At 31.5% G+C, this 23,030-nt stretch carries 25 protein-coding genes; 11 read left to right on the top strand and 14 right to left on the bottom strand.

The features are described from left to right. Positions 1 to 63: 63 nt before the first annotated feature. Positions 64 to 513, bottom strand: a complete 450-nt coding sequence (gene bcp, locus IEV63_RS09385) for a thioredoxin-dependent thiol peroxidase (protein ID WP_188406552.1) — start codon at positions 511 to 513, stop codon at positions 64 to 66. A gap of 30 nt (positions 514 to 543) precedes the next feature. Here bcp and IEV63_RS09380 point away from each other — a divergent pair, with 30 nt between their 5' ends. Next, entirely contained in the window at positions 544 to 1,212 is a 669-nt protein-coding gene (locus tag IEV63_RS09380) for an endonuclease III domain-containing protein (protein WP_188406551.1), read from the top strand. Positions 1,213 to 1,263: 51 nt separating this feature from the next. On the opposite strand, the gene IEV63_RS09375 is transcribed toward IEV63_RS09380, so the two are convergent. Together IEV63_RS09375 and IEV63_RS09370 are read right to left on the bottom strand one after the other, a co-directional pair. Next, positions 1,264 to 1,407 carry a hypothetical protein gene (locus IEV63_RS09375; protein WP_188406550.1) on the bottom strand — a complete coding sequence of 48 codons (144 nt, stop codon included), beginning with the start codon at positions 1,405 to 1,407 and terminating at the stop codon, positions 1,264 to 1,266. 48 nt (positions 1,408 to 1,455) lie between these two features. Next, complete coding sequence (locus IEV63_RS09370; RefSeq protein WP_188406549.1) at positions 1,456 to 2,046, bottom strand: RNA polymerase sigma factor; 591 nt, start codon at positions 2,044 to 2,046, stop codon at positions 1,456 to 1,458. Positions 2,047 to 2,478: 432 nt separating this feature from the next. On the opposite strand from IEV63_RS09370, the gene uvrA reads away from it, so the two are divergent. The 4 genes from uvrA to IEV63_RS13140 all read left to right on the top strand — a co-directional run bounded on the left by uvrA (position 2,479) and on the right by IEV63_RS13140 (position 6,840). Further along, positions 2,479 to 5,271: an excinuclease ABC subunit UvrA gene (gene uvrA / locus IEV63_RS09365; protein ID WP_188406548.1), complete on the top strand. Its 2,793-nt coding sequence runs from the start codon at positions 2,479 to 2,481 to the stop codon at positions 5,269 to 5,271. A gap of 36 nt (positions 5,272 to 5,307) precedes the next feature. Further along, on the top strand, positions 5,308 to 5,640 hold the full coding sequence (locus tag IEV63_RS09360; protein WP_188406547.1) for a 7(1) septoil knot domain-containing protein: 333 nt from the start codon (positions 5,308 to 5,310) through the stop codon (positions 5,638 to 5,640). Between the two features lie 161 nt (positions 5,641 to 5,801). Beyond that, positions 5,802 to 6,449, top strand: coding sequence for a PAQR family membrane homeostasis protein TrhA (gene trhA, locus IEV63_RS09355; protein ID WP_188406546.1), 648 nt, complete (start codon positions 5,802 to 5,804; stop codon positions 6,447 to 6,449). A gap of 100 nt (positions 6,450 to 6,549) precedes the next feature. Beyond that, on the top strand, positions 6,550 to 6,840 hold the full coding sequence (locus tag IEV63_RS13140; protein WP_188406636.1) for a GIN domain-containing protein: 291 nt from the start codon (positions 6,550 to 6,552) through the stop codon (positions 6,838 to 6,840). A gap of 261 nt (positions 6,841 to 7,101) precedes the next feature. Here IEV63_RS13140 and IEV63_RS09345 read toward each other — a convergent pair whose 3' ends face one another. Further along, the gene (locus tag IEV63_RS09345) at positions 7,102 to 7,785 is read right to left on the bottom strand and encodes a DUF3291 domain-containing protein (protein WP_188406545.1); all 684 of its coding nucleotides are present in this window, start codon (positions 7,783 to 7,785) and stop codon (positions 7,102 to 7,104) included. 129 nt (positions 7,786 to 7,914) lie between these two features. On the opposite strand from IEV63_RS09345, the gene rlmD reads away from it, so the two are divergent. Genes rlmD through IEV63_RS09330 form a run of 3 tightly spaced genes read left to right on the top strand, consistent with a single transcriptional unit; the run spans position 7,915 to position 10,537 of the window. Then, positions 7,915 to 9,330 carry a 23S rRNA (uracil(1939)-C(5))-methyltransferase RlmD gene (gene rlmD / locus IEV63_RS09340; RefSeq protein WP_188406544.1) on the top strand — a complete coding sequence of 472 codons (1,416 nt, stop codon included), beginning with the start codon at positions 7,915 to 7,917 and terminating at the stop codon, positions 9,328 to 9,330. Then, positions 9,331 to 9,837: a DUF6452 family protein gene (locus IEV63_RS09335; RefSeq protein WP_188406543.1), complete on the top strand. Its 507-nt coding sequence runs from the start codon at positions 9,331 to 9,333 to the stop codon at positions 9,835 to 9,837. Next, complete coding sequence (locus tag IEV63_RS09330) at positions 9,803 to 10,537, top strand: DUF6048 family protein (protein WP_188406542.1); 735 nt, start codon at positions 9,803 to 9,805, stop codon at positions 10,535 to 10,537. Before IEV63_RS09335 ends, IEV63_RS09330 begins: the two co-directional genes overlap by 35 nt. Here the strand turns inward: IEV63_RS09330 and holA are convergent. Next, positions 10,534 to 11,541, bottom strand: coding sequence for a DNA polymerase III subunit delta (holA, locus tag IEV63_RS09325; protein WP_188406541.1), 1,008 nt, complete (start codon positions 11,539 to 11,541; stop codon positions 10,534 to 10,536). The genes IEV63_RS09330 and holA overlap by 4 nt on opposite strands. Before the next feature lie 52 nt (positions 11,542 to 11,593). Here holA and IEV63_RS09320 point away from each other — a divergent pair, with 52 nt between their 5' ends. The 3 genes from IEV63_RS09320 to IEV63_RS09310 all read left to right on the top strand — a co-directional run bounded on the left by IEV63_RS09320 (position 11,594) and on the right by IEV63_RS09310 (position 14,552). After that, positions 11,594 to 12,043, top strand: a complete 450-nt coding sequence (locus IEV63_RS09320; RefSeq protein WP_188406540.1) for a type I restriction enzyme HsdR N-terminal domain-containing protein — start codon at positions 11,594 to 11,596, stop codon at positions 12,041 to 12,043. Beyond that, positions 12,040 to 13,011, top strand: coding sequence for a glycosyltransferase family 2 protein (locus tag IEV63_RS09315; protein WP_188406539.1), 972 nt, complete (start codon positions 12,040 to 12,042; stop codon positions 13,009 to 13,011). The genes IEV63_RS09320 and IEV63_RS09315 overlap by 4 nt, the downstream gene beginning before the upstream one ends. Positions 13,012 to 13,121: 110 nt before the next feature. Next, on the top strand, positions 13,122 to 14,552 hold the full coding sequence (locus IEV63_RS09310; protein WP_188406538.1) for an MltF family protein: 1,431 nt from the start codon (positions 13,122 to 13,124) through the stop codon (positions 14,550 to 14,552). Here IEV63_RS09310 and IEV63_RS09305 read toward each other — a convergent pair whose 3' ends face one another. From IEV63_RS09305 to rsgA, 9 genes are all read right to left on the bottom strand, one after another. Continuing rightward, positions 14,553 to 15,050, bottom strand: a complete 498-nt coding sequence (locus tag IEV63_RS09305) for a TrmH family RNA methyltransferase (protein ID WP_188406537.1) — start codon at positions 15,048 to 15,050, stop codon at positions 14,553 to 14,555. Positions 15,051 to 15,186: 136 nt separating this feature from the next. Next, on the bottom strand, positions 15,187 to 15,747 hold the full coding sequence (locus tag IEV63_RS09300; RefSeq protein WP_188406536.1) for a hypothetical protein: 561 nt from the start codon (positions 15,745 to 15,747) through the stop codon (positions 15,187 to 15,189). A gap of 38 nt (positions 15,748 to 15,785) precedes the next feature. Beyond that, positions 15,786 to 17,009, bottom strand: a complete 1,224-nt coding sequence (aroA, locus tag IEV63_RS09295; protein WP_188406535.1) for a 3-phosphoshikimate 1-carboxyvinyltransferase — start codon at positions 17,007 to 17,009, stop codon at positions 15,786 to 15,788. After that, the gene (locus IEV63_RS09290) at positions 17,009 to 17,266 is read right to left on the bottom strand and encodes a hypothetical protein (RefSeq protein ID WP_188406534.1); all 258 of its coding nucleotides are present in this window, start codon (positions 17,264 to 17,266) and stop codon (positions 17,009 to 17,011) included. The genes aroA and IEV63_RS09290 overlap by 1 nt, the downstream gene beginning before the upstream one ends. After that, the gene (locus tag IEV63_RS09285; RefSeq protein WP_188406533.1) at positions 17,266 to 17,592 is read right to left on the bottom strand and encodes a nucleotide pyrophosphohydrolase; all 327 of its coding nucleotides are present in this window, start codon (positions 17,590 to 17,592) and stop codon (positions 17,266 to 17,268) included. Before IEV63_RS09285 ends, IEV63_RS09290 begins: the two co-directional genes overlap by 1 nt. 5 nt (positions 17,593 to 17,597) lie before the next feature. After that, positions 17,598 to 19,571 carry a transglutaminase family protein gene (locus IEV63_RS09280; RefSeq protein ID WP_188406532.1) on the bottom strand — a complete coding sequence of 658 codons (1,974 nt, stop codon included), beginning with the start codon at positions 19,569 to 19,571 and terminating at the stop codon, positions 17,598 to 17,600. A gap of 4 nt (positions 19,572 to 19,575) precedes the next feature. After that, positions 19,576 to 21,462 carry a DUF3858 domain-containing protein gene (locus IEV63_RS09275; protein ID WP_188406531.1) on the bottom strand — a complete coding sequence of 629 codons (1,887 nt, stop codon included), beginning with the start codon at positions 21,460 to 21,462 and terminating at the stop codon, positions 19,576 to 19,578. A 102-nt stretch (positions 21,463 to 21,564) separates the two neighbouring features. Continuing rightward, positions 21,565 to 22,017 carry a D-aminoacyl-tRNA deacylase gene (gene dtd / locus IEV63_RS09270; protein WP_188406530.1) on the bottom strand — a complete coding sequence of 151 codons (453 nt, stop codon included), beginning with the start codon at positions 22,015 to 22,017 and terminating at the stop codon, positions 21,565 to 21,567. A gap of 3 nt (positions 22,018 to 22,020) precedes the next feature. Next, the gene (rsgA, locus tag IEV63_RS09265) at positions 22,021 to 22,977 is read right to left on the bottom strand and encodes a ribosome small subunit-dependent GTPase A (protein ID WP_188406529.1); all 957 of its coding nucleotides are present in this window, start codon (positions 22,975 to 22,977) and stop codon (positions 22,021 to 22,023) included. Between the last annotated feature and the right edge of the window lie 53 nt (positions 22,978 to 23,030).

The raw sequence follows: 23,030 nt of genomic DNA, 5'->3' as shown, positions 1-23,030 counted from the left end.
TATTAAAAGCTATATAATTAAAAATGATTGCGTTAAATAAATATCAGGAAATAAATGAAAAATTTATAATATCTGTTCTGTATGTGCTTTTGTTTTTACTTTTTTAATAACATTTTCAATTTTGCCTGTTTCATCTATTACAAATGTAGTACGGTGTATGCCATCATATTCCTTACCCATAAATTTTTTAGGACCCCAGACTCCAAAAGCATTAATTACTTCTTTTTCTTCATCTGCAATTAAAGGAAAAGGTAATTCATATTTATTTTTAAAGTTTTGTTGTCGTTTTGCAGAGTCAGCACTCACTCCAACTATTTCATAACCTTTGGCTTGAAAGTGTTTCCAATTATCCCTTAGGTTACAAGCTTCTGCTGTACAACCTGGAGTGCTAGCTTTTGGATAAAAGAAAACAACTAGTTTTTTACCTTTGTAGTCTGCAAGTTTGTGTTCGTTTCCATCTTGATCAATTCCTTTAAAATTTGGAGCCTTATCTCCTACTTCTATTGTGGTCATATTGCTTATTTTTGTACTAAAATACACCATATGAAAAAAAGTGAACGCGTAGATTTCGTTATAAATACGTTAAATGAATTGTATCCGCACATTCCCATTCCTTTAGATCATAAAGATCCATATACTTTATTAATAGCAGTATTGATGTCTGCACAAAGTACAGATGTAAAAGTAAACCAAATTACTCCTTTGCTTTTTGCAAAAGCAGACAATCCATACGATATGGTAAAATTATCGGTCGAAGAAATTAGAGCAATTATAAAACCAGTGGGTTTATCGCCTATGAAAGCTAAAGGAATCTATGGTTTGTCAAATATTTTAATTGAAAAATATAACGGCTTAGTGCCCAAAAGTTTTGAAGCTTTAGAAGAACTTCCTGCTGTTGGACATAAAACTGCTAGCGTGGTAATGGCTCAAGCATTTGGTGTTCCCGCATTTCCTGTAGATACTCATATTCATCGTTTAATGTACCGTTGGAATTTAACGAATGGTAAAAATGTACAACAAACAGAAAAAGATGCCAAAAGATTATTCCCGAAAGAAAAATGGAATGATTTACACTTGCAAATTATTTGGTATGGTAGAGAGTATTCTCCCGCTCGTGCTTGGAATTTAGATAAAGATATCATTACTAAATCTATTGGCAGAAAACAAGTTATCCATGAATATTACAAGAAAAACAAAAAAAAGACCAATTAAAACCACGATGAAGCAATTTTATTGGTCTCTTTTTCAAATAAATGAAAACAACTAATTAATAATCAAATCCACTTGCATTCCTTTATAATTTTGAACATGCAAAGCTTTAGAGTAGTTTAAAATAAAATTTAATGTACTTTTTTTAGGCATTAAAATTTGTTTTGTAGGTGTTTTTTTAGTGTAAATTTTTCCCATAAGTTGTATTTTAATTTTTTAATACAACGCACAATTCAAACACTTATTTTACTGTCTAGTTAAAATAATATTTTTTTCTTCAACTAACTTACGTAGGTTAATTAGTGCATAACGCATTCTACCTAATGCAGTATTTATACTAACATTGGTTTGGTCTGCAATATCTTTAAAGCTCATCTCTTTGTAAATACGCATTTCTAAAACCTGTATTTGTTCTTCTGGTAATTCTTTTATTAAATTCACTAAGCTACCTTCTATTTGTTCTTTAATCAGCTCAGATTCTTTGTTTAAACTACTATCTTCAATCACCGAAAAAATATCAAACTCACCAGAGTTATCAAATTTTGGCATGCGTTTATTTTTTCTAAAATGGTCTATAATTAAGTTATGCGCAATACGCATAACCCATGGTAAGAACTTACCTTCTTCGTTATATTTATCTAATTTTAAATTTCGAACTACTTTTATAAAAGTATCTTGAAAAATATCGTTGGTAATATCGTAATCAAATACCTTGGAATAAATAAAATTAAAAACACGTTGTTGGTGCCGATTTATTAAAGCTTCTAGAGCATATTCATCTCCTGCTACATATTTTTTTACAAAAAAAGAGTCGGGCTTTTCAAAAGTCTCATGCATAACTATTACGTTTCATTATGTAAAATATACTGTTACAAATGGGTTAAGTAGTAGTTTGCTATAAGTTTTGATTTAAAATTAGGATGCTAATATATAAATACATTTGTATAGATTAAAGATATCTTAATACTTTTAACATTTAAAGTGTGCTTTTTTATTAAAATAATAGATTAAAATTTAACATGTAAGCTTAGCATTTAAAGTACTTTTATCAAATTATCAATACTTTATTTATCTGTAAGTTAAAAAAAATATTAAAACAATTCTAAAACTCAAAGTTAGAATTGGTAGTGAAAAGTAAGTTTAAAAAGAATAATTTTATTTCTGAATTTTCTATTAATAGAAAAAATTAGAATTCTCTTAAGTTTTTATGAAGTATTTAAAAGCAAGTTTCAGCAAACTAATGCTTAGCTTTGTCAAAGATTTTATACTATGTCCTCTACTCCGTTTAAAGACTTAAATGCAAAAGACTTCATCTTAATAAAGGGAGCAAAACTGCATAACTTAAAAAATATTAATGTAGCTATTCCTAGAAATAAATTAGTTGTAATTACTGGTTTATCGGGTTCTGGAAAATCTTCCTTGGCTTTCGATACTTTGTACGCAGAAGGACAACGCCGTTATGTAGAAAGTCTATCTGCTTATGCAAGACAGTTTTTAGGGAGGTTAGATAAACCTAAAGTAGATTATATAAAAGGTATTGCTCCGGCTATTGCAATCGAACAAAAAGTAAATTCTACAAACCCACGTTCTACGGTTGGCACATCAACCGAAATTTACGATTACTTAAAACTGCTTTTTGCAAGAATTGGTAAAACCTACTCGCCTATTTCTGGTAATCAAGTAAAGAAAAATACGGTTACCGATGTAATTAATTTTGTAAAGCAGATTGAAGAAAAAACAAAACTACTTTTACTCGCTCCTGTGAAGGTGAAGGAAAATCGAAGTTTCGAAAAAACAATTCAATTATTACAACAACAAGGCTTTAGTCGAATTAAAATTGAAGATGAAGTTTTTAGAATGGACGATTTAAATTTTAAAAAACAAGATACTTCTTCTTTTGAAATTGTAGTAGACCGGATTGTAGTAAAACAGGATGAAGATTTTTACAATCGTTTAGCTGATGCTGCACAAAATGCTTTTTTTGAGGGTAAAGGCGAGCTTTTTATAGAAGATTTAAAAGCAAAAAATAAAACGCATTTTAGCAATAAATTTGAATTAGATGGCATGTCTTTTCTTGAGCCAAATATTCATTTGTTTAGTTTCAATAATCCGTATGGCGCTTGTCCAACTTGCGAAGGTTACGGTGATGTAATTGGCTTAGATGAAGATTTAGTAATTCCCAATACGGGCTTAAGTATTTATCAAGAAGCTATTTTTCCTTGGCGTGGCGAAAAATTACAATGGTATAACCAACAGTTAATTGAAAAAGCCAACTTGTTTAATTTCCCTATTCATCGCCCCTACTTTCAATTATCACAAGCAGAAAAAGATGTGTTATGGGAAGGCAATCAATATTTTACTGGCTTAAATGAGTTTTTTGAAGAATTAGAATCTAAAGCATATAAAATTCAAAATCGTGTGCTATTGTCTCGTTACCGTGGTAAAACACGCTGTAAAACTTGTAAAGGGAAACGACTTCGCAAAGAAGCTGACTATGTAAAAATAAATGGATACAGCATATCTAATTTGGTAGATTTATCGATCGAAAAAATCATTCCTATTTTTAAAAACCTAGAATTAGACGAGCACGATGCTCATGTGGCAAAACGTTTATTGAAAGAAATTAACAATCGGCTTTCTTTTTTATATCAGGTAGGTTTGGGCTATTTAACACTCAATAGAAAGTCTAATTCTCTTTCTGGTGGCGAATCGCAACGCATTAATTTAGCTACTTCGCTGGGCAGTAGCTTGGTAGGTTCGATGTATATTTTAGACGAACCTTCTATTGGTTTGCATTCTAAAGATAACGAGCGTTTAATAAAAGTATTACAACATCTTCGCGATTTAGGCAACACGGTAATTGTAGTTGAACATGATGAAGAAATTATGCAAGCTGCAGATCATATTATAGATATTGGTCCGGAAGCTGGTAGTTACGGTGGTGAAGTGGTAGCCGAAGGTAATTTAACCAAAATTAAAAAGTCGAAAAGCTTAACGGCTAAATACATCAACGGGAATTTAGCTATCGAAGTTCCAAAAAAGAGAAGAAAAAGCACACGATTTGTTGAAATAAAGGGCGGAAGAGTTAATAATTTAAAGAATATAGATGTCAAAATTCCACTGGGAATTATGACTTGCATTACGGGGGTTTCAGGTAGTGGAAAAAGTACTTTGGTTAAAAATTTATTTTATCCTATTATGATGAAACATACTGGAAAATTTGGTATTAAAATCGGTCAACACGATTCGTATTCAGGTACGTATGAACACATAACCAATGTAGAATACATCGACCAAAATCCTATTGGTAAATCTTCTCGTTCTAATCCGGTTACTTACATTAAGGCTTACGACGAAATTAGAAGTTTATTTGCCAAACAAAAATTAGCTAAAATCAGACATTTTCAACCCAAACATTTTAGTTTTAATGTAGATGCTGGCCGCTGCGAAACCTGTCAAGGCGAAGGTGAAGTAACTATAGAAATGCAATTTATGGCAGATGTTCACTTAGAATGTGAAGTATGCAATGGCAAACGTTTTCAAAAAGAAGTATTAGAAGTACAGTTCGAAGGTAAATCAATTTTTGATGTATTAGAGCTTACCATCGATGATGCTATCGATTTTTTTAGTGAAAACAATCAAGCTAAATTGGTAGATAAATTGAAACCTTTGCAAGATGTTGGTTTAGGTTATGTAAAATTAGGCCAAAGTTCTTCTACTTTATCGGGTGGCGAAGCGCAACGCATCAAATTAGCATCTTTTTTAACCAAAGGAAATTCTGCCAACAAAACCTTATTTATTTTCGACGAACCAACCACTGGATTGCATTTTCATGATATTCAAAAACTATTAACTTCGTTTAATGCTTTGCTTGAAAAAGGCCATGCTTTGGTGGTTATTGAGCATAATTTAGATTTAATAAAGTGTGCTGACTATATTATAGATTTAGGTCCAGAAGGTGGAGAAAATGGTGGAAAAATTGTTGCTGAAGGAACTCCTGAGGAAGTAGTGAAGGTAAAAAATTCCTTTACAGCTCAATTTTTGGCTTCAAAATTGAAGTAATTTTAATCCTTAACCAATTTTTTAAATTTTAAGCTTATGCGTGTTTTTCTATTTATACTAATCAGCTTTAGTTGTTTAGTTAGTCGTGCTCAAAAAATGTTTAGTGTAGATTACGAATCTCAAGCAGATTTAAAGGTTTTTGTGGTTGCTTACGAATCGCAAGCTGATTTGTTAGTGTACAAACTCGATTACGAAAGCCAAGCAAAAGGAAATGAAGGCCTATGGTTTTTTGTTAATTATGAATCGCAGGCCGATAAAAAACTGTATTTTGTTGACTATGAATCGCAAGCAGATTTGAAAATTTATTTTGTGAACTACCAATCTCGCGCAGGATGGAAGTCTAAAAAGAAAAAACATTTACTGTATTAAGTTGGAGAATTTGTGAATGTGATAATTCACTTACACAAAGAAACGATCTTAAAAAAAAGACATTTGAAGAAAACTTTACGACTTACAAAGAATTTACCTTTGTTAGTAAATAAGTTTGAGAAGCTTTTTTGAAAAAAAATAAAACCAGAATCTTAAACCGAATGCCGAAGCCTTTACAAAAAACACAAAGCTCAACAGAAGAATTATTCAATTCGTTAACTCATGCCATTGCTATTCCTTTTGGTATTTACGGCTTCATTTATTTGTGGACAAATACCCAAATTACGAGTTCAATTGCTTATTTAGGAATTACCTTGTATAGTCTTTCATTTATATTGCTATTTAGTGCTTCAGCATCCTACCATATTATAAAAAATCCAAGCTTAAAAAAGAAATTAAGAATCTTAGACCACATTTCTATTTATTACTTAATTGCAGGAACTTACACACCAGTTGTTTTAATAGTTTTAGAAGAAAGCAAAGGTTGGCTTATATTTAGTTTGGTATGGAGTATTGCACTTTTAGGAACATTGATGAAGCTGTTTTTTACAGGTAAATTCGAAAAATTTTCACTTGCACTATACTTAGTCATGGGATGGTTAGTTATAATCGATATAAACAACTTAATTGAAAAAGCATCAACAACAATTCTTTTATACCTTGGCCTAGGTGGATTGTTTTATACCATCGGCGCTTATTTTTATGCCAATCATAAAATTAAATCTAACCATGTAATTTGGCATATTTTTGTATTAATAGCAGCTGTTTTTCATTTTATAATGATTGCAAAAATACTAACCCAACTCTAAATTTTATTACAATGATTATCTGTAGTAAGTTTTCAATTTACCCTTTACAATACTAACCGGGTGTTAAAAAAACAAAAGGAAATGGACAAATTATTGAAGAATCGAAATCGGTTTTAGCTCACCAAAAATATCCATTTCAGGCAATTTTGATTTAGAATTAATCAAAGAAGATACAGACAAAATTAGCATCACTACCGATGATAATCTGTTGAAATACATTCTAACTAATGTAGACAAAGGCGAATTAAGCATAGAAATAGCTAAAAAAATTAATTTAAAGCCTTCTAAAAAAATACAAATTCAAGTTCCTTTTTCTGAAATTACAACTATTGAAAAATCTGGCTTAAGAATAGTTTTTTTAAAAAAAACACAATTCCAACTAAAAAGCTAAATATCGAAGCTTCAGGTTCGGGCAATATCAATTTAATTTTAGAGATTTCTGAAGTTTTATCCATTAAAAATCAGGTTTTGTAGATATGCATCTTGAAGGTTCGGTTAAAAGCTTAATTTTAAAAACTCAGGTTCTGGTAAAATTTACATTAATTGTAAAAATGAATTGAGTGTTAAATTAAATGGTTCTCGTGATATTTATTATACTGGGAATCCAAGTGAAATCAAAAACATAATATCAGGCTCAGGTAAGGTAAGTCGCTTATAAATTCAATAAATCTCCTTCAGATTTATAAATTTCAAAACGAGAAAACAACTCTTCTTTGTACCAGTCGATTTTCCTTGTTTTTTTTATGGCTGCAACATGTTCTTTACTTCGGTAAGCAAATTCATGCAAATCTTCTTTAGAGTTCCAAATGCTGAAAGTAGCCATTTCAGTAAAAGGCACTTCACCAAAACCTTTGGTGTATATTAAACCTTTAGCTTTTAACAAAGGCTTTTGCGAAGTAGGTACAAATTTCCAAAAAGTTCGCAATTTGCTTAATTTAATACTTGCTCGTGTAATTACTGCTAGTTTTCCTGTAACTTCATAATTAGAATCTACAGGTACAAAAGGATTTTTGCCAGACCACTCTCCCCTAGCCTGAATACTGTTTAAATACAAAATTTGGTGTTGTTCAGCATGAGCAAAATACTTCTTAAATAATTTGCTTTCTGTAATATATTTTTGAGCATCTGCTTCACTTTGCCAAGTTTGTAAAAGTGCGTATACAGACCAATCTGGAAAAGGATTAAAGTTATCTTTTCCACTGCCCAAAAGCTTGTAAAATTCACATCCTTTTGTTTTTTGTAATGCTGAGTGTGCAAATTGCATCATACCAAAAGCCCAAATTTTAGAAGATAGGCTTTGGTACTTAAAAATACTTAATGTTGTAATTTGATTCATTATTGACAAAAATAGACTTCGTAGCTTGTTTTTTGGGCTTAGCAAAGGTTAAATATTCTATAGAAATGAAGAATATAAAAAAATGGAGTCATTTTTAGTAAAGCCGAATCATTAGCTTATTTTTGCCACATGAGTAAACCCAATAGAAGAAGAAAAGTATTCGAAAACGTAGAAGTTATCGATGCTGGAGCTAAAGGTAAAGCAGTTGGAAAAGCACCTGAAGGTCAGGTTATTTTCATAGACAATGCCGTACCTGGCGATATAGTAGATGTACAAACTTATAAAAAGCGTAAAGGCTATTTTCAAGCAAAAGTAACCGATTATAAAGAACTGTCATCTAAACGCACGCAACCCGTTTGTCAACATTTTGGTGTTTGTGGTGGATGCAAATGGCAAAATATGGATTACCAGCACCAACTTTTTTATAAAGAAAAAGAAGTCTTGGAAAATTTAAAACGCATTGGTAAAGTCAGTGTTGAAAACACTTTTCCTATTTTGGCTGCGCCCTCACCTTATTTTTATCGCAATAAAATGGAATTTTCGTTTAGTAGTCAACGTTGGTTAACCCAAGATGAAATTGATTCTGAAAACGAAATCGACAATAAAAATGCGCTAGGTTTTCATATTCCAGGCATGTGGGATAAGATTTTAGATATTCAAAAATGTCATTTACAAGCCGACCCGAGTAACGCTATTCGTAACGAGATCAAAAAATTTGCTACAGCGCATCAGTTGGAATTTTTCAATCCAAAAAAACAAGAAGGTTTGCTTCGTACCCTTATGATTCGTACTGCTTCAACTGGGCAAATTATGGTGTTGATTCAGTTTTTTAAAGAAGATCAATCCAAAAGAGAACTACTATTAAATCACATTCAGCAAGAATTTCCACAAATTACATCTTTGCAATACGTAATCAATTCTAAAGCTAACGATACCATTTACGATCAAGAAGTAATTTGTTTTACAGGAACACCTTATATAATAGAAGAAATGGAAGGTTTACATTTTACTATAAATGCTAAATCTTTTTACCAAACCAATTCAGAACAGGCGTATAATTTGTATCAATTAACCAGAGAATTTGCAGATTTATCTGGAAACGAACTGGTTTACGACCTATATACAGGAACAGGTACCATCGCTCAATTTGTTGCAAAAAAAGCAAAACACGTGGTAGGTATTGAAGCAGTACCAGAAGCTATAGAAGATGCAAAGGCCAATGCAAAAAACAATGCTATTAAAAATGTTAGCTTTTTTGCTGGCGACATGAAAATAATGTTTACCGATGCATTTATTGCTGAACATGGAAAACCCGATGTAATTATTACCGATCCACCTAGAGATGGAATGCACAAAGATGTGGTTGAACAAATTTTGAAAGTACAACCTAAACGTATTGTGTATGTAAGTTGTAATTCGGCTACACAAGCAAGAGATTTACAAATCTTAAGTGAAGACTACAACATAACCAAATCTAGAGCTGTCGATATGTTTCCGCAAACGCATCATGTGGAAAATGTAGTTTGTTTAGAAAAGAAGATTTAAATGAAACTAATAAAAAAACTCTTTATTTTCTCTTCCTTAGGCTTCCTTTTTTTAGGATGCGAACGCGATGATATTTGCTCAGAAGCTTTTCAGGTTACACCGCGTTTAATTATTGAATTCTACGATATTAACGAAACTGAAAGCAATAAAAATGTAAGCGATTTGAGCATTGTTGCCTTTGGCGAAGAAGATACTTTAGATTTGGGTACAACCAATCGTATTGAAATCCCACTTCGCACGGACCAAGAATCTACTCGCTATAGCTTTATAAGATTAGCAAACAATGAAGAATTTATTAATGTAGATGAAATCAATTTTTCTTATGCAAATCGTGAAATTTATGTAAATCGAGCCTGTGGTTTTAAAAGTGAATTTTTAGATTTTAGAGCTTTCCGAGTAATTGAAGATAATCCTGAAAACAATTGGATGAGAAGCCTAAGTGTACAACAAACCCAAATTGAAAATGACCAAAATGAAGACCAAGTACATCTTTTTATTTTTCATTAGTTTTTTCTTTTGTGGGCTCGACGTGTCTGCTCAAGAAAATGAAGAAGCTAACAAAAAACGCGATAGCATTGTTTATAAAGAACGCTACGGCTTAATGTTGGGTGGAGATTTATATAAACTGGCTAGAAATTTTTACGATAAAGATTACAAGGGATTTGAAGTAAATGGAGATTATAGGCTTACTAAAAAAATATGGCTTTCAGCTGAATTGGGTTACGAAGAATTGTATTTTGATGAAGCTTATCTAAATGCCAATACCTCTGGTAGCTTTATAAAACTAGGTGGCATACGTAATTTTTATACCAATTGGATTGGTATGGATAATTTGCTTTATGGTGGTTTTAGAATTGGTTTTTCAAGCTTTTCGCATGATTTAAACGAATACCGTATTACAGTAAGAGATAATTATTTTCCAGCAGATGTACGAGAAGTAAATAGAAGCTTTAACAACTTAACGGCAACTTGGACAGAGTTTCAATTGGGAATTCGGGTAGAAGTTCTTAAAAACATATACTTAGGTGCTCATGTTCAACTTAAGGTAATGATTTCGCAATCGAGTTTACCCAATTTCGAAAATTTAAATGTGCCTGGATTTAACCGAACCTATACCGATTCTAGCATTGGTGCAGGATTTGGTTATTCTGTTCGGTACTTTATTCCGTTGTATTCTAAAAAAATTAGCCAAGCCGTAGATTTTTAGCGCATGGTTTTTACCAAAAATTCTTTCAATAAGCCTTCATTAGAAAATTTTCCTGTATAAACTCCTTTACTTTTAGCATCTAAATCTCGTAAGTTGGCTAAAATTTGACTTACTTTTTTCATGGTGTAAAACTTGCTTGCTTTTACATAATCTTTCACAAAATAGTTTCCTACTCCCAACTCGCGAGATACATTTGGATTTGAGCGGTCGCTCAGCGAATGAAAAATCATTAACTTATTAAAGAAATTGAATAATTGATAAATGCTAAAAATCAAAGGGTTATTCTTAGCGTTTTGTGTAAAATAATCAGCTATTTGCTGCGCTTTAAGCTCATCGCGATCTACAATAGCATTAATTAGTTCAAAGTTATTGTAATCTTTACTAATGCCGATATTTTCTTCGACAGTATCTGGAGTGATGCGGCTGCCTAAAGGTAAAATTTGCATCAGTTTTTCTAATTCCTTACTCAGTTTAGATAAGTCAGCACCAATAAAATCAACCAACATTTTACAAGCTTTGGTATCAATACTATATTGTTTACGGGCTAAAAAAACAGGAATCCACTCTAAAGCATGATTCTCATAAACTCTTGGCGTTACAAAATAAACACCATTTTTTTTAATCTCTTTTATGGCAGTTTTTCTAGCATCTGGTTTTTTGTATTTACAACAAAAAACCAATATAGTCGACCGTTGTGGTTGCTTAGCATAAGCTTCTAAAGCATCTAAATTACGAAGCAAAGTTTGTGCTTCTCTTACAATAATAACTTGGTGTTCAGCCATCATCGGGAAACGTTTGGCACTTGCTATTACTTCGTCCATATTTACATCTTTGCCATACAAAACTTGTTGATTAAAGCCTTTTTCATCTTCATTGAGCACATTATTTTCAATAAATTTAGAAATTTCATCTACAAAAAAAGTTTCGTGTTCACCTACCAAAAAATAAATAGGTGCATATTTTTTGTTGTGTATATCTTTTAAAATTTGTTGCGCGTCTTTCATGAATAATTAAAAAATTGAGATGAAAAATTAAACTTTTTCGTTTCTTTGAAGCATGCAAAAATTGAATTTTCCGCAATATCAATTCAGATTCAAAAATACAGAAAATAAAATAGGGATATTTACACCTTTGCGTAAAAAATTTGTCATCCTTACGCCAGAAGAATGGGTAAGACAACATTGCGTGCATTTTTTAATGAATGAAAAAAAATATCCTATTACTTTATTAAACGAAGAGAAAAAAGTAAATGTGAACGGAATGTCAAAGCGCTATGATATAGTAGCTTATAAAAACAACGGAAAGGTTAAGTTAGTTGTAGAGTGTAAAGCACCCAGTGTGCAAATAACACAAACAACTTTTGACCAAATTGCTCGCTATAATTTAAGTTTAAATGCCGATTTTTTAATGCTAACTAATGGGTTAAACCACTATTTTTGCCAAATGAATTTCAAAGAAAAAACCTACACTTTTTTAAGAGATTTACCCGAATATTCAGTACTATGAAAATAGCAATCCTTATTCTTAATTGGAATGGTAAAAAGCTATTAAAGGAGTTTTTACCTAGCATTGTAAAATATGCTAAAAATTCAGCTTCAATTTATGTAGTCGATAATGCATCAACAGATGATTCTGTTTTGTTTCTTCAAAACGAATTTCCAGATGTAAAAGTTTTACAGTTATCGCAAAATTTCGGTTATGCAGAAGGTTACAATCGCGCACTTCAACAAATAGATGAAGCGTATGCTATTTTATTGAATAATGATGTAGCTTTTAAAAGCGATGTAGCCACACCACTACTAAATTTATTTGAAACGAATCAGCAAATTTCAGCAATTCAACCTAAAATTTTAGATTATAAAAAACCAGACTATTTTGAATATGCAGGTGCAGCTGGCGGTTTTATAGATTGGTTTGCTTACCCGTATTGTCGTGGCAGAGTTTTTTCAGCAATTGAAAAAGACCAAGGTCAATACAATGATGAAATACCAATATTTTGGGCGAGTGGAGCCTGTTTAGGTATTCGTGTAAAACATTTTCAGGAAGCTGGTGGCTTCGACCAAGATTATTTTGCACATATGGAAGAAATAGATTTGTGCTGGAGATTACAAAATTTAGGATATAAAATATTTTATACGCATCAAGCAGAAGTTTTTCATTTTGGCGGTGGAACATTACACAATCAAAACCCACAAAAAACCTTTTTAAATTTTAGGAATTCTTTATTCAATTTATTAAAAAATGCACCTTCAAAAAATATTTATGCAAAGCTGATAGCGAGAATGTTATTAGATGGAATTGCAGCTATTTTCTTTTTATGTAAATTACAATTTTTTCATTTTATGGCTGTGTTAAAAGCACATTTTAGTTTTTATACTCATTTTAATAAAATGAAGCAAAAACGTAAAACCAATCCTAATTCTCCTCGATATTACACTAGGTTTTCTGTAGTTTTAAGCAAATATTTTAGCTAAAAAAATATTTGTTTTAAAGAAAATCATTCTAAAGTTATCTAGTAGCACTGAAGCTTTTAAGATACATAGGTAGATACTATTTTTTTTGTATATTGACCTAAATTCAAATTATGAAATACATTTATTTGCTTTTCTTAGGAATTTTGATGAGTTGTTCTTCTTCACCTGAAAAATCAAAAAAAAATATAGAGCAAAATGAATTAATTCCTGTTGAAGTTGATTTAGCTGAAATAAAAAAACGTGGGAAACTTAAAGCCTTAACTACCTATAGCGGAACTACTTATTTTTTATACAAAGGCAAAACCATGGGTTTTGAATACGAGTTGTTGGAACGACTCTGCAAAAAATTGGATGTTGGTTTAGAAATGGTCATTGCCCAAGATGAAAATGAACTAATGGATATGCTAATTCGTGGGGAAGGCGATATTATTGCTTATGGCTACACTATTTTGAACGACCGGCAAACTAAAATTCAATTTACCGACCCTTTGTATTTGTCTAATCAAGTTTTAGTTCAACGTAAGCCTGCAAATTGGCGAAGAATGAAGCTTCACCAAATAGAAGAACAAATGGTTACCGACCCCATTCAATTAATTGGCGATACAGTTTCAGTTAAACAAAATTCATCTTATGCATCTAGATTAGCTAATTTAAACAAAGAACTTGGTGGTGAGATTTATATCGATACTATTCCTGGAACGCTCACCACCGAAGAGATTATTGCAATGGTAGCAAATGGTAAATTAAAGTACACGGTTGTAGATCAAAATATTGGTTACATCAATGCTAGCAATTATTCAAATTTAGATATTTCTACCAAGATTAGTTTTACCCAACAAATAGCTTGGGGAGTACGAAAAAACTCACCCGAATTACTAAAAGAAGTAAACAATTGGATTACTAGTTTTTCTAAAACTACCGATTATCATGTAATTTACAACAAATATTATAAAAACAAACGCAGATACAAAGCACGAGTAAAAAGTGAGTTTTATAGCATTGGTGATAATAAAATTAGTCCATACGACGAATTGATAAAAAAATATGCTGAAAAAATTGGATGGGATTGGCGCTTAGTTGCTTCTATAGCTTACCAAGAATCTCAGTTTAAGCCGCAGTCTAAATCTTGGGCTGGAGCTCGTGGTTTAATGCAAATCATGCCGGCAACAGCCGAGTCTTTAAAGATTACTGACCCAACAGATCCACAAGAAAGTTTGCGGGGTGGCACTGCCTATTTAACCGAAGTTTGGGGTAAACATGAAGACATAACCGATTCTATACAACGCATAAAATTCACTTTGGCTTCTTATAATTGTGGTTATGCTCATTTAAAAGATGCACAACGTATTGCTGAACGAAAAGGCTTACATCCGAAAATTTGGGACAATAATGTAGAATTAGCTATTTTGGATTTATCTAGCCCCAAATATTACAATAGCGAAGGAATTCGATATGGTTACGTGCGTGGCACTGAGCCTTATAACTACGTTCGCCAAATTTTTGAACGCTATGAACATTATACTACATTTATAAAAAAATAATTACTTGGTAAGTTCAAAAAGGCTTATTCCTAAAGCTTGAGCCACGTTAATACTCGAATTTTTTCCAAATAAATCAATGTGAATTTGTTGATGGCAATCTTGTAAAATTGTTGCAGGAATGCCATAATTTTCATTTCCCAACACAATGCAAACTTGCTTAGAAAATTGGGTTTGCTGAATTGATTTACTTTTGGAAGTTAATTCTAATGCAAATACGGAATATTTATCTAACTTATATGTATTAAGCGTATTAGCTAAAGAATGAATAATTTCATGTTTTATTAATTTTGAAGTATTTCGAGCTATTTTTTTAAAACGATTACTTTCTAAAAATGAAGCATTTTCTGGCGAAAGTAAAATTTTCTTAACCCCAAAAGCTTCTGCATTTCTAAAAATCATACCTAAATTGGCTGGACTTGTAATAAAGTTGCAAGCAATTACAATTTTTAAATCATGTTGTAATAAGGTAGTATTATAATGTTGTAGCTGTTCTGCCATTTTATATTATTTGGAAGGTATGATGTTGCTATTTAATACTCTACTATTTAATACTCTACTATTTAATACCTAAATTCCTACAGGTATGCTAAAGTTTCCACATAAGTACAGAAGTTATATAAAATAACATTCAGTATTAATTAGTAAATCTAAAACTTTTAATAAATTGTTTAGCTCTTCTGTTAATTTCTCCTATGTAATAAACATAATATAAACGATTTTTTCGAAGAATTGCTTTGCCTTCTACCCTATCTTTTAGATTAAATCTTTTTCTGTTTCCTACTGGTTTAAATTGAAAGAAAACAGCATCATGACCTTGGAGTTTGTCGTCTTCAAAATAATCGATAACAAAATCTAGTTCCTGTAAAGTTAAATTAACGTGCATTAACATGCTGTCCTTATGTTCTCTTGAAGTATTGTTTTTTAGACTTTCTTCATTTAAATCTGAATATTCAACTATATAAATTCCTTTATTTTCAAAATTAGTTTCAATAGAATGAAATTCTAAATATGTATCTATATGTTCTGGATTTCTTTTTCTTGCGATATAATGAAAAGGTTTTTCTGGGAATTTAGCCACAAAGTTTCCCATTCGTGATGCATATTCGCCATCGGTGGTTTTAAATAAATCGTTGTTGGGTGCTTTTTCACATCCTAAAAACACGAGGAATACAATCAAGGAAGTTAGCTTTTTCATCTGTTTGGTTTTGACATATTGAAAATTTAAATGCTTACTTAATTAGTGAACGAAAAGCCAATACTTTGTAAATCTTCCCAAAATTTCGGATAAGATTTTTCTACTACATCAGGATCTTCTATTTGAAGACTTGTTTTAGTTGCTAAAGGCGCAAAAGCCATAGCCATTCTATGATCTTGGTAAGTTTTAATCTGCACATTTTTTGCTATTGGATGTACCGATTTAAGAAGTAGTCTTTTATCATCTATTTTTACTTCGGCGCCAAATTTTTCTAATTCATTTTTTAAAGCTTGTAAGCGATCTGTTTCTTTAATTTTTAAGGTATGTAAACCGGTTAAGCTACAATTAATTCCTAGTCCCAGGCAAGTAACAGCAATGGTCTGAGCTAAATCAGGTTGCTCAATTAAATTGAATTCAATATGTTGGGGGAGTGAAAAATTAGGCTTCTTTTGAAGTGATAAAACGCCCTTATCGAGTTTGGCTTCAACTCCAAAATGTTTGTAAATTTCAATTAATTTTGCATCACCTTGCAGCGAATTGTTTTTGAAATGCTTTAAATGAAGTTGTATATTTTCTGCTAAAGCTACGATGCTAAAATGATATGAAGCCGAACTCCAATCTGATTCGATGGTATATTGTAAATTTTGAATTTGCTGTTTTGGCTTTACTACAATTAGGTTATTTTCAAAAGTGAACTCCACGCCTATTTTTTCAAGAAGTTGTAAAGTCATTTTTAAATAAGGCAAAGAAGTTATTTTGCCTTGCAATTTAATTTGTAAACCATTTTTTAATTTGGGTGCGATTAGTAAAAGTGCACTTATGTATTGACTACTAATGTTAGCGTGCAGTTCAATAACATCTTCTTGGTTGGATTTTCCGCTAATTTGTAAGGGTGGAAAGCCTTCCTTTTTAGTGTAATTAATTTCGGCACCTAGTTTTTGTAAAGCTTCAACTAGAATTTGAATGGGTCTATTTTGCATGCGTTCGCTTCCTGTTAAAACAAGGTTTTTGTTGTTAGCAAATGCAAAATAAGCGGTTAAAAAACGCATGGCTGTTCCGGCATGATGAATGTCTATTATTTCAGATTTAGACTGCAACGCCTTTTGCATAACCTGAACATCGTGTGCATCCGAAATGTTTTTCAATTGGATGTTGCTATATAATTTTTGCAATAAAAGTAACCGATTAGATTCACTTTTAGAACCAGAAATAGCAATGGAAACTTCTTTGTTTAATTGCTTTGAGTGATGAATTGTAAGCATTAGTTTTCCTCAGTATTTTTTAGCTTCCCTTTAAACTTAAAAAAACTAACAATAAAGCCATACACAAAACCGCTGCCTATATTAGCAACAAAAAAACGTAGTAAGTTGTCTTTTGCAAAACGTTGTTCGATATAAAGCGAAATATCAAAATTGAATTTTATACCGATATCTACTAAATTATAGACTACAATAAATGCAATAGATAAATATAAAACAGACTTTAAAAATCCTTTACTATGTAATATTTTAGAGAACATTATTTCAGTTTTGGGTTGGAATGATGGCGATTGTGGTCGCGTTTGGTTTTTAGATCTAATTTTTTATCGAAAGCCGTTTGCAAATCTACACCAGTTTGGTTTGCAAGACAAAGCACTACAAAAACTACATCGGCAAGCTCTTCTCCCAAGTCTTTGTTTTTATCGCTTTCTTTTTCACTTTGCTCGCCATAGCGCCTCGCAATGATTCGGGCTACTTCTCCAACTTCTTCGGTGAGTTGAGCCATATTTGTTAATTCATTAAAATAACGAACACCATGTTTTTTAATCCAATTATCTACTTCTTTTTGTGCATTTTGTATATCCATATTGCTTAAGATTTAACTAAAACTACTTTTTCATTTTCTTTATCGAGCATAGAAATATAATAATCTCTTAAATCTGGATAAATATCTGATGGTAAAGTTGCTGTAGAAATCTCTTTGGTTATATCTACTACAATTTTTCCATTATTTTCGCTCACCACATAAATAAAAGATAGTAAACCATCGGTCATAGTATAAATATTTTTTTCGGGCATATAATCTATTTTATAACCTTTTGGCAAATCAATCATTAATCGATATTTAAAATTTTTAGGATAAGTAAATTCTATAGGAAAATTACGTGTTTTTGATTTAAAGGGATTTTCTTCTGACTTTAGAAATAGTAAGGGTGAAACATAAATTTTTTCACCGATTTTCTCAACAAATCCTTCAGTTTCAGAAAATTTAAAACTTTGTACTAAAGGTTGATCTAAATTTTCTAGATTACTTTGTTTAAAATCTTCTACATTTTTCAAATCGAATTCTTCTTCATAAGTAGATATTACTTTTTCTTCTGAAGAATCATTAAAAGCATTTCGAGCATTGAGTCCAAATTGATCGAAATAATATATTCTACATTGACCAGCAAGTGATCCATCTTCATTGATTGAAGCCATAACATTGAAATTCACTTTAGACTGATGATTGGGAATTAATTTTACGGGTCTGCTGCCAGTTGGAAAAATTTCTATGCCTTCCCAATTCATAGTACGTTTGGGTAATAAATTAGGACTAGAATAGGGATCGGTGGCATCGAGTAAATAATAATTCTCACCGATAGTTACTCCAGAAATTACATAGTTAAATCCAGTTACCGTAGGGAAAAATGGAATACCATGCGAAATTGTACTACTTACCACAGGATGTGCATCAAAGCCTTTATCGCGCAACATGGCGGTTAACATGATATTGATATCAGCAGAATTTCCTTTTCCATCTTCGTAAATATCGTCTAAATCTTCACTACAGAATAATCTAGATTTTTCGTTCCATTCTACTTTAGATTTTACAAAATCTAAAATTTTATTCATCTTTTCAAAATCATCATTTACACCTTCAACATAGGCATTTAAATCGTCTTGAAAGTATCCTGTCCGTTCTAATTCTTTCGAATAACTTTCCGATTCTTTTAAGCTATTTACTACATCTTCCCAAGTAACGCTTAGGTATTCTACATCGCCTACGGCTCCTTTTCGAAAGGAACTTAATTCGTAACTAATGGAGGTAATATAATTAGAAAAATTATTTACATGACTTTCGCCTTTAACTCCTTTTAAGTTTCGAGCAATATGAGTGTCGTGCAATAAATCGAATCTTCTACCTGTAATACCGCTTAAAGCACCACTTCCATTTACTGAAGAACTTTCTACTTTATTAAAACCACGAGTTTGCGATCGATAGGATAAAAATTCTTCGGGTATAATAACTTCAAAGGTAGATTCTACCATGGGAATATTCGATTGAAAACTCCAATTGGGTAAATTTCTAATATTTGGCGATTCAACTGAATAACTGTATTCTATAATAACTCCATCTTGAATTTTAGGGAAGGTAAATTTTTTGGCATCGACATATTCATTTTTTTCGATGTCGTAAATTTCTTTATTGCGTACTTTTTCGTCATCAACTTCTCCATCTTCATCTAAAAAATACGTATTGGCTTTTATATCTTTTATCTTATCACTTACCCGATTAGTACTGCCTTTATAATAAGGAATTTCAATATTAGCTTCGTCGTAACCATCTTTGTTAAATATTTTGATTCTTCGAGTGGTTTCAATTAAATAAATCCAACCTCGGTCGGTTATTGTAAACGTAATTGTTCCTTTTTCATTTAAAACTTCGGCAGCGGCAGAAGAGTCTATTTTACTCTGCTTAGCTTCTAACATTGCAACAGTAATGTCTCCAAAATCTTTGTTTTGTGAAAAGGCCGTAAAATTGATACATAATACTAGTATGCAAGTAATTGTAAGGGGTCTCATAATTTTAGGATTGAAAACTAACTTTTGTTTGATCATGTTTTTCGATTTGATTTAAAAATTCAACAAAATCTGAATATTCAGACTTATCATACTTGTTTTTATTAAGCTTTACATAGCGTTTTACAACAAATGTATTTTCAACTTCGTTTACACTAAACTCTAATTTATAAGTTCCGAATTTAGAAATAATTTCGATATTTTCGGGAATTGCATTAGCAGATGTGTCATTTAAAACAAATACATATTCATCTTCATCTACAAATCCACGAGCTATTGAAAATGGATTTTTACGTTCATTTTTACTGGAAACGCCAAAACTAATTTTATTAAATGGTGTTACAGCAAATATTAAATCATTTCCATATTTTTTAAAGTAATTTTGAACATCTACTTTTAAGTTTTCTGTAAAAATAACTTCCTTTTTATTATTGTTAAATTGATATTCATTGATGTTTAATCGCTTTAAATGCGACCAGTAATTGGCATAATAACGCTCAATTCTTTTATAGTCTGCATCTTCTAAAAAATAATGCGATTGGTATTGTGTTCCTTGGGTTGTTATGCTTAGGTCTGCTTTTAAATTAACATCCTGAATATGTATGGTAGCCTTGGTAAATTGATGGTTATCTTCTTCAACATAAGCGGGAGTTTTTATAATTTTACTTCCACTGTTTCCAATGGCTAACACATTTCGGTTATCGGTAAAGTTTCCTAAAAAGTTAAAGGGCATTTTTTGGTTTGTACATTCCAACCAAATGTCTTCTTTATTTTCCATAGGAATATTTAAAATAACATGATTGCCTTGCATGGATGCAAAATCTTCTTGTAAATCTGAAATTTCTGAACCCGATTGTACAACACAATAATTCGACTCGATTCCTACTACTTCGAGCAAAGATTTGGTGTAGTTGGTTAAGCCTTTACAATCTCCATATTTTGTGTCGTCTACTACTTCTGCAGAAATAGGTCGCCAACCACCAATACCAATTTGCAAACTTATGTATCTTGTATTTTCTTGCACATATCGATATATAGCTTCTGCTTTCTCTTCAACACTATCTAAATTGGCTACTAAATTTTGAATGGTTTGAACTGTAGCTTGTGGCAATTGATTAACATCTGTTAATAAATTATCGTTTTGCCATTGGCCAAATGTTTCCCAATCTGAAGCTTCGCCGACTACACCTTCTAATTCAAATTTAGACAGGGCAAACCTAATTTCGGGAGTGAAATTTCTTAATGAAGGACTGTAAGGTTCTCGCTTTATAGCTGAAAGATTTTCGGCTGTAAAGCTATAAGAATTCGATGTAATTTTTTCTTGAATACGCTCGTCTACAAACTCATTTTTATGGTAACGCAGTTCGGCTTCAGAATGGTTTATAATGCTAAAACTTGTTTTTAAAGCACTTTGTTTATACATCTTTATAGGCCTAAAAGAAGGTATAAATGCTGTGTTACTAGTTTGTTTTTCGCTAGTATATACAACTTTTACTGGGTAATTTCTAGGTGTATATTCCAAATAATACAAGCGATCGTCAGAATACATGGTTCCACTAGAAACAGCAGAAACATCTTTAAAATCTCTTTTTTTAAATTTTTCTAATTGTTTTCCATTGGTATCGTAAACAATAGCTTCAAGGTCTTTAACTTTAGTATTCTTATTGTAAAATTCAACAGCATCTAGCGAAGAAAGCCCCTTTTCATTAAAAACTAAAATTTCTTTTTTAACTAGCGTATTCATTTTGTTATACGAATCGATGGTAATTAATGTTTCGTAATTTAAAATTAAAGAATTAGCATCTTCCATTAAATTTAGCGAAGTGGTGTCTAAATCTTCTTGAGCAAAAATGGAAGAACTGATTAAAATAAAAAGCAGGATTGTATTTTTCATTTATTTTCATTTATCGAAGAATTACTTCAAAAATATGAATTTAGAATTTCTTAACAAATAAAATACTAGCAATCAAGTTAAGTCTTAACCTTATATAAAAGACTATTCTCTTTTTTTTGAATCCATTATAATTGTTACGGGACCATCGTTAACTAAATTAACTTGCATCATAGCGCCGAATTTACCCGTTGCAATTTTAACGGAATACTTATCTTGAAGATGTTGAATAAAGTTTTTGTAAATTAATTCTGCTTTATCAGGTGAAGCAGCTTTTACAAAGCTGGGTCTGTTTCCTTTTTTAGTTGAAGCATGTAAAGTAAATTGACTTACAACTAATATTTCTGCTTGTACGTCTATACAGCTCAAATTCATAGCTGAGTGTTCATCAGGAAAAATCCGCATATTTACAAGTTTGCGGCTCAACCACTCAATATCATCAAAACCATCATCAGCTTCAATACCTAAAAGAACAAGTAAGCCCTGATTAATTTTACCAATTACTTGGTTTTGTACTTCAACTTTTGCTTCTTTAACGCGTTGTATAACAATTCGCATAAATTATTTTTCTCCGTAAACGTCGGTACGGTATTGTTCGTCTTCGTTATTCATGATTTGTAAATAGCTTTTGTAGCGAGAATAGGCAATTTCATCTTGTTCTAAAGCATTTTTTATAGCACATTTTGGTTCTTCAATGTGTTTACAGTTGTTAAATTTACAATTTTGTTTACGTTCAAAAAACTCTGGAAAATAGTTGCCTAATTCATTTTCATCAATATCTACAACACCAAAACCACGAATACCAGGAGTGTCGATAAGTTGTGCTCCAAAATCTAAATCGTACATTTCTGCAAATGTAGTAGTATGTTGGCCTTGCTGATGTTGCAAAGAAATGGAAGATGTTTTTAAATTTAAGCCGGGCTGAAGCGCATTGGCTAAAGTAGATTTGCCTACTCCTGAGTGGCCCGATAGCAAAACTTTTTTACCTTTCATTAAGTCTTTAACTTCGTCGATGTTTTTTCCTGTTTCTGCTGAAATTCCTACACAAGTATAACCTATGTTTCGGTATAATTCAGCTAAATACTTCATTTCGGCGAATTCTTCAATGGTGTAAGCATCTACTTTGTTAAACAAAAGTATTACTGGAATATGGTAAGCTTCGGCCGTTACTAAAAATCGATCGATAAAGGTTGTAGATGTTGTTGGTTTGTTGTAGGTTACCAATAAACAGGCTAAATCTACATTAGATGCCAAAATATGAGTTTGCTTCGATAAATTAACCGATTTGCGAATAATGTAATTTTTGCGTTCTTCAATTTCTTGAATAACACCTACTTCTTCGTCGCCTTTAGTTTCTACTTTTAGTATAACTACATCGCCAACGGCTACAGGGTTTGTACTTTTTATACCTTGAATTCTAAATTTTCCTTTAATGCGCGAAGGGTAGATCTTACCATCATCGCCTTTTACCGTGTACCAACTACCCGTAGATTTATATACAATGCCGCGTTTCTTCAAATTGATGAATTATTATTCAGCAAATATGCTTCATTTGAAGGAAAAAGCCTTTT

The sequence above is a fragment of the Psychroflexus salis genome (assembly GCF_014640175.1).
GTDB classification, from domain to species: Bacteria; Bacteroidota; Bacteroidia; order Flavobacteriales; family Flavobacteriaceae; genus Psychroflexus; species Psychroflexus salis.
Note: the sequence above shows the minus strand (reverse complement) of the source record. Positions and strands in the feature narration are given on the sequence as shown.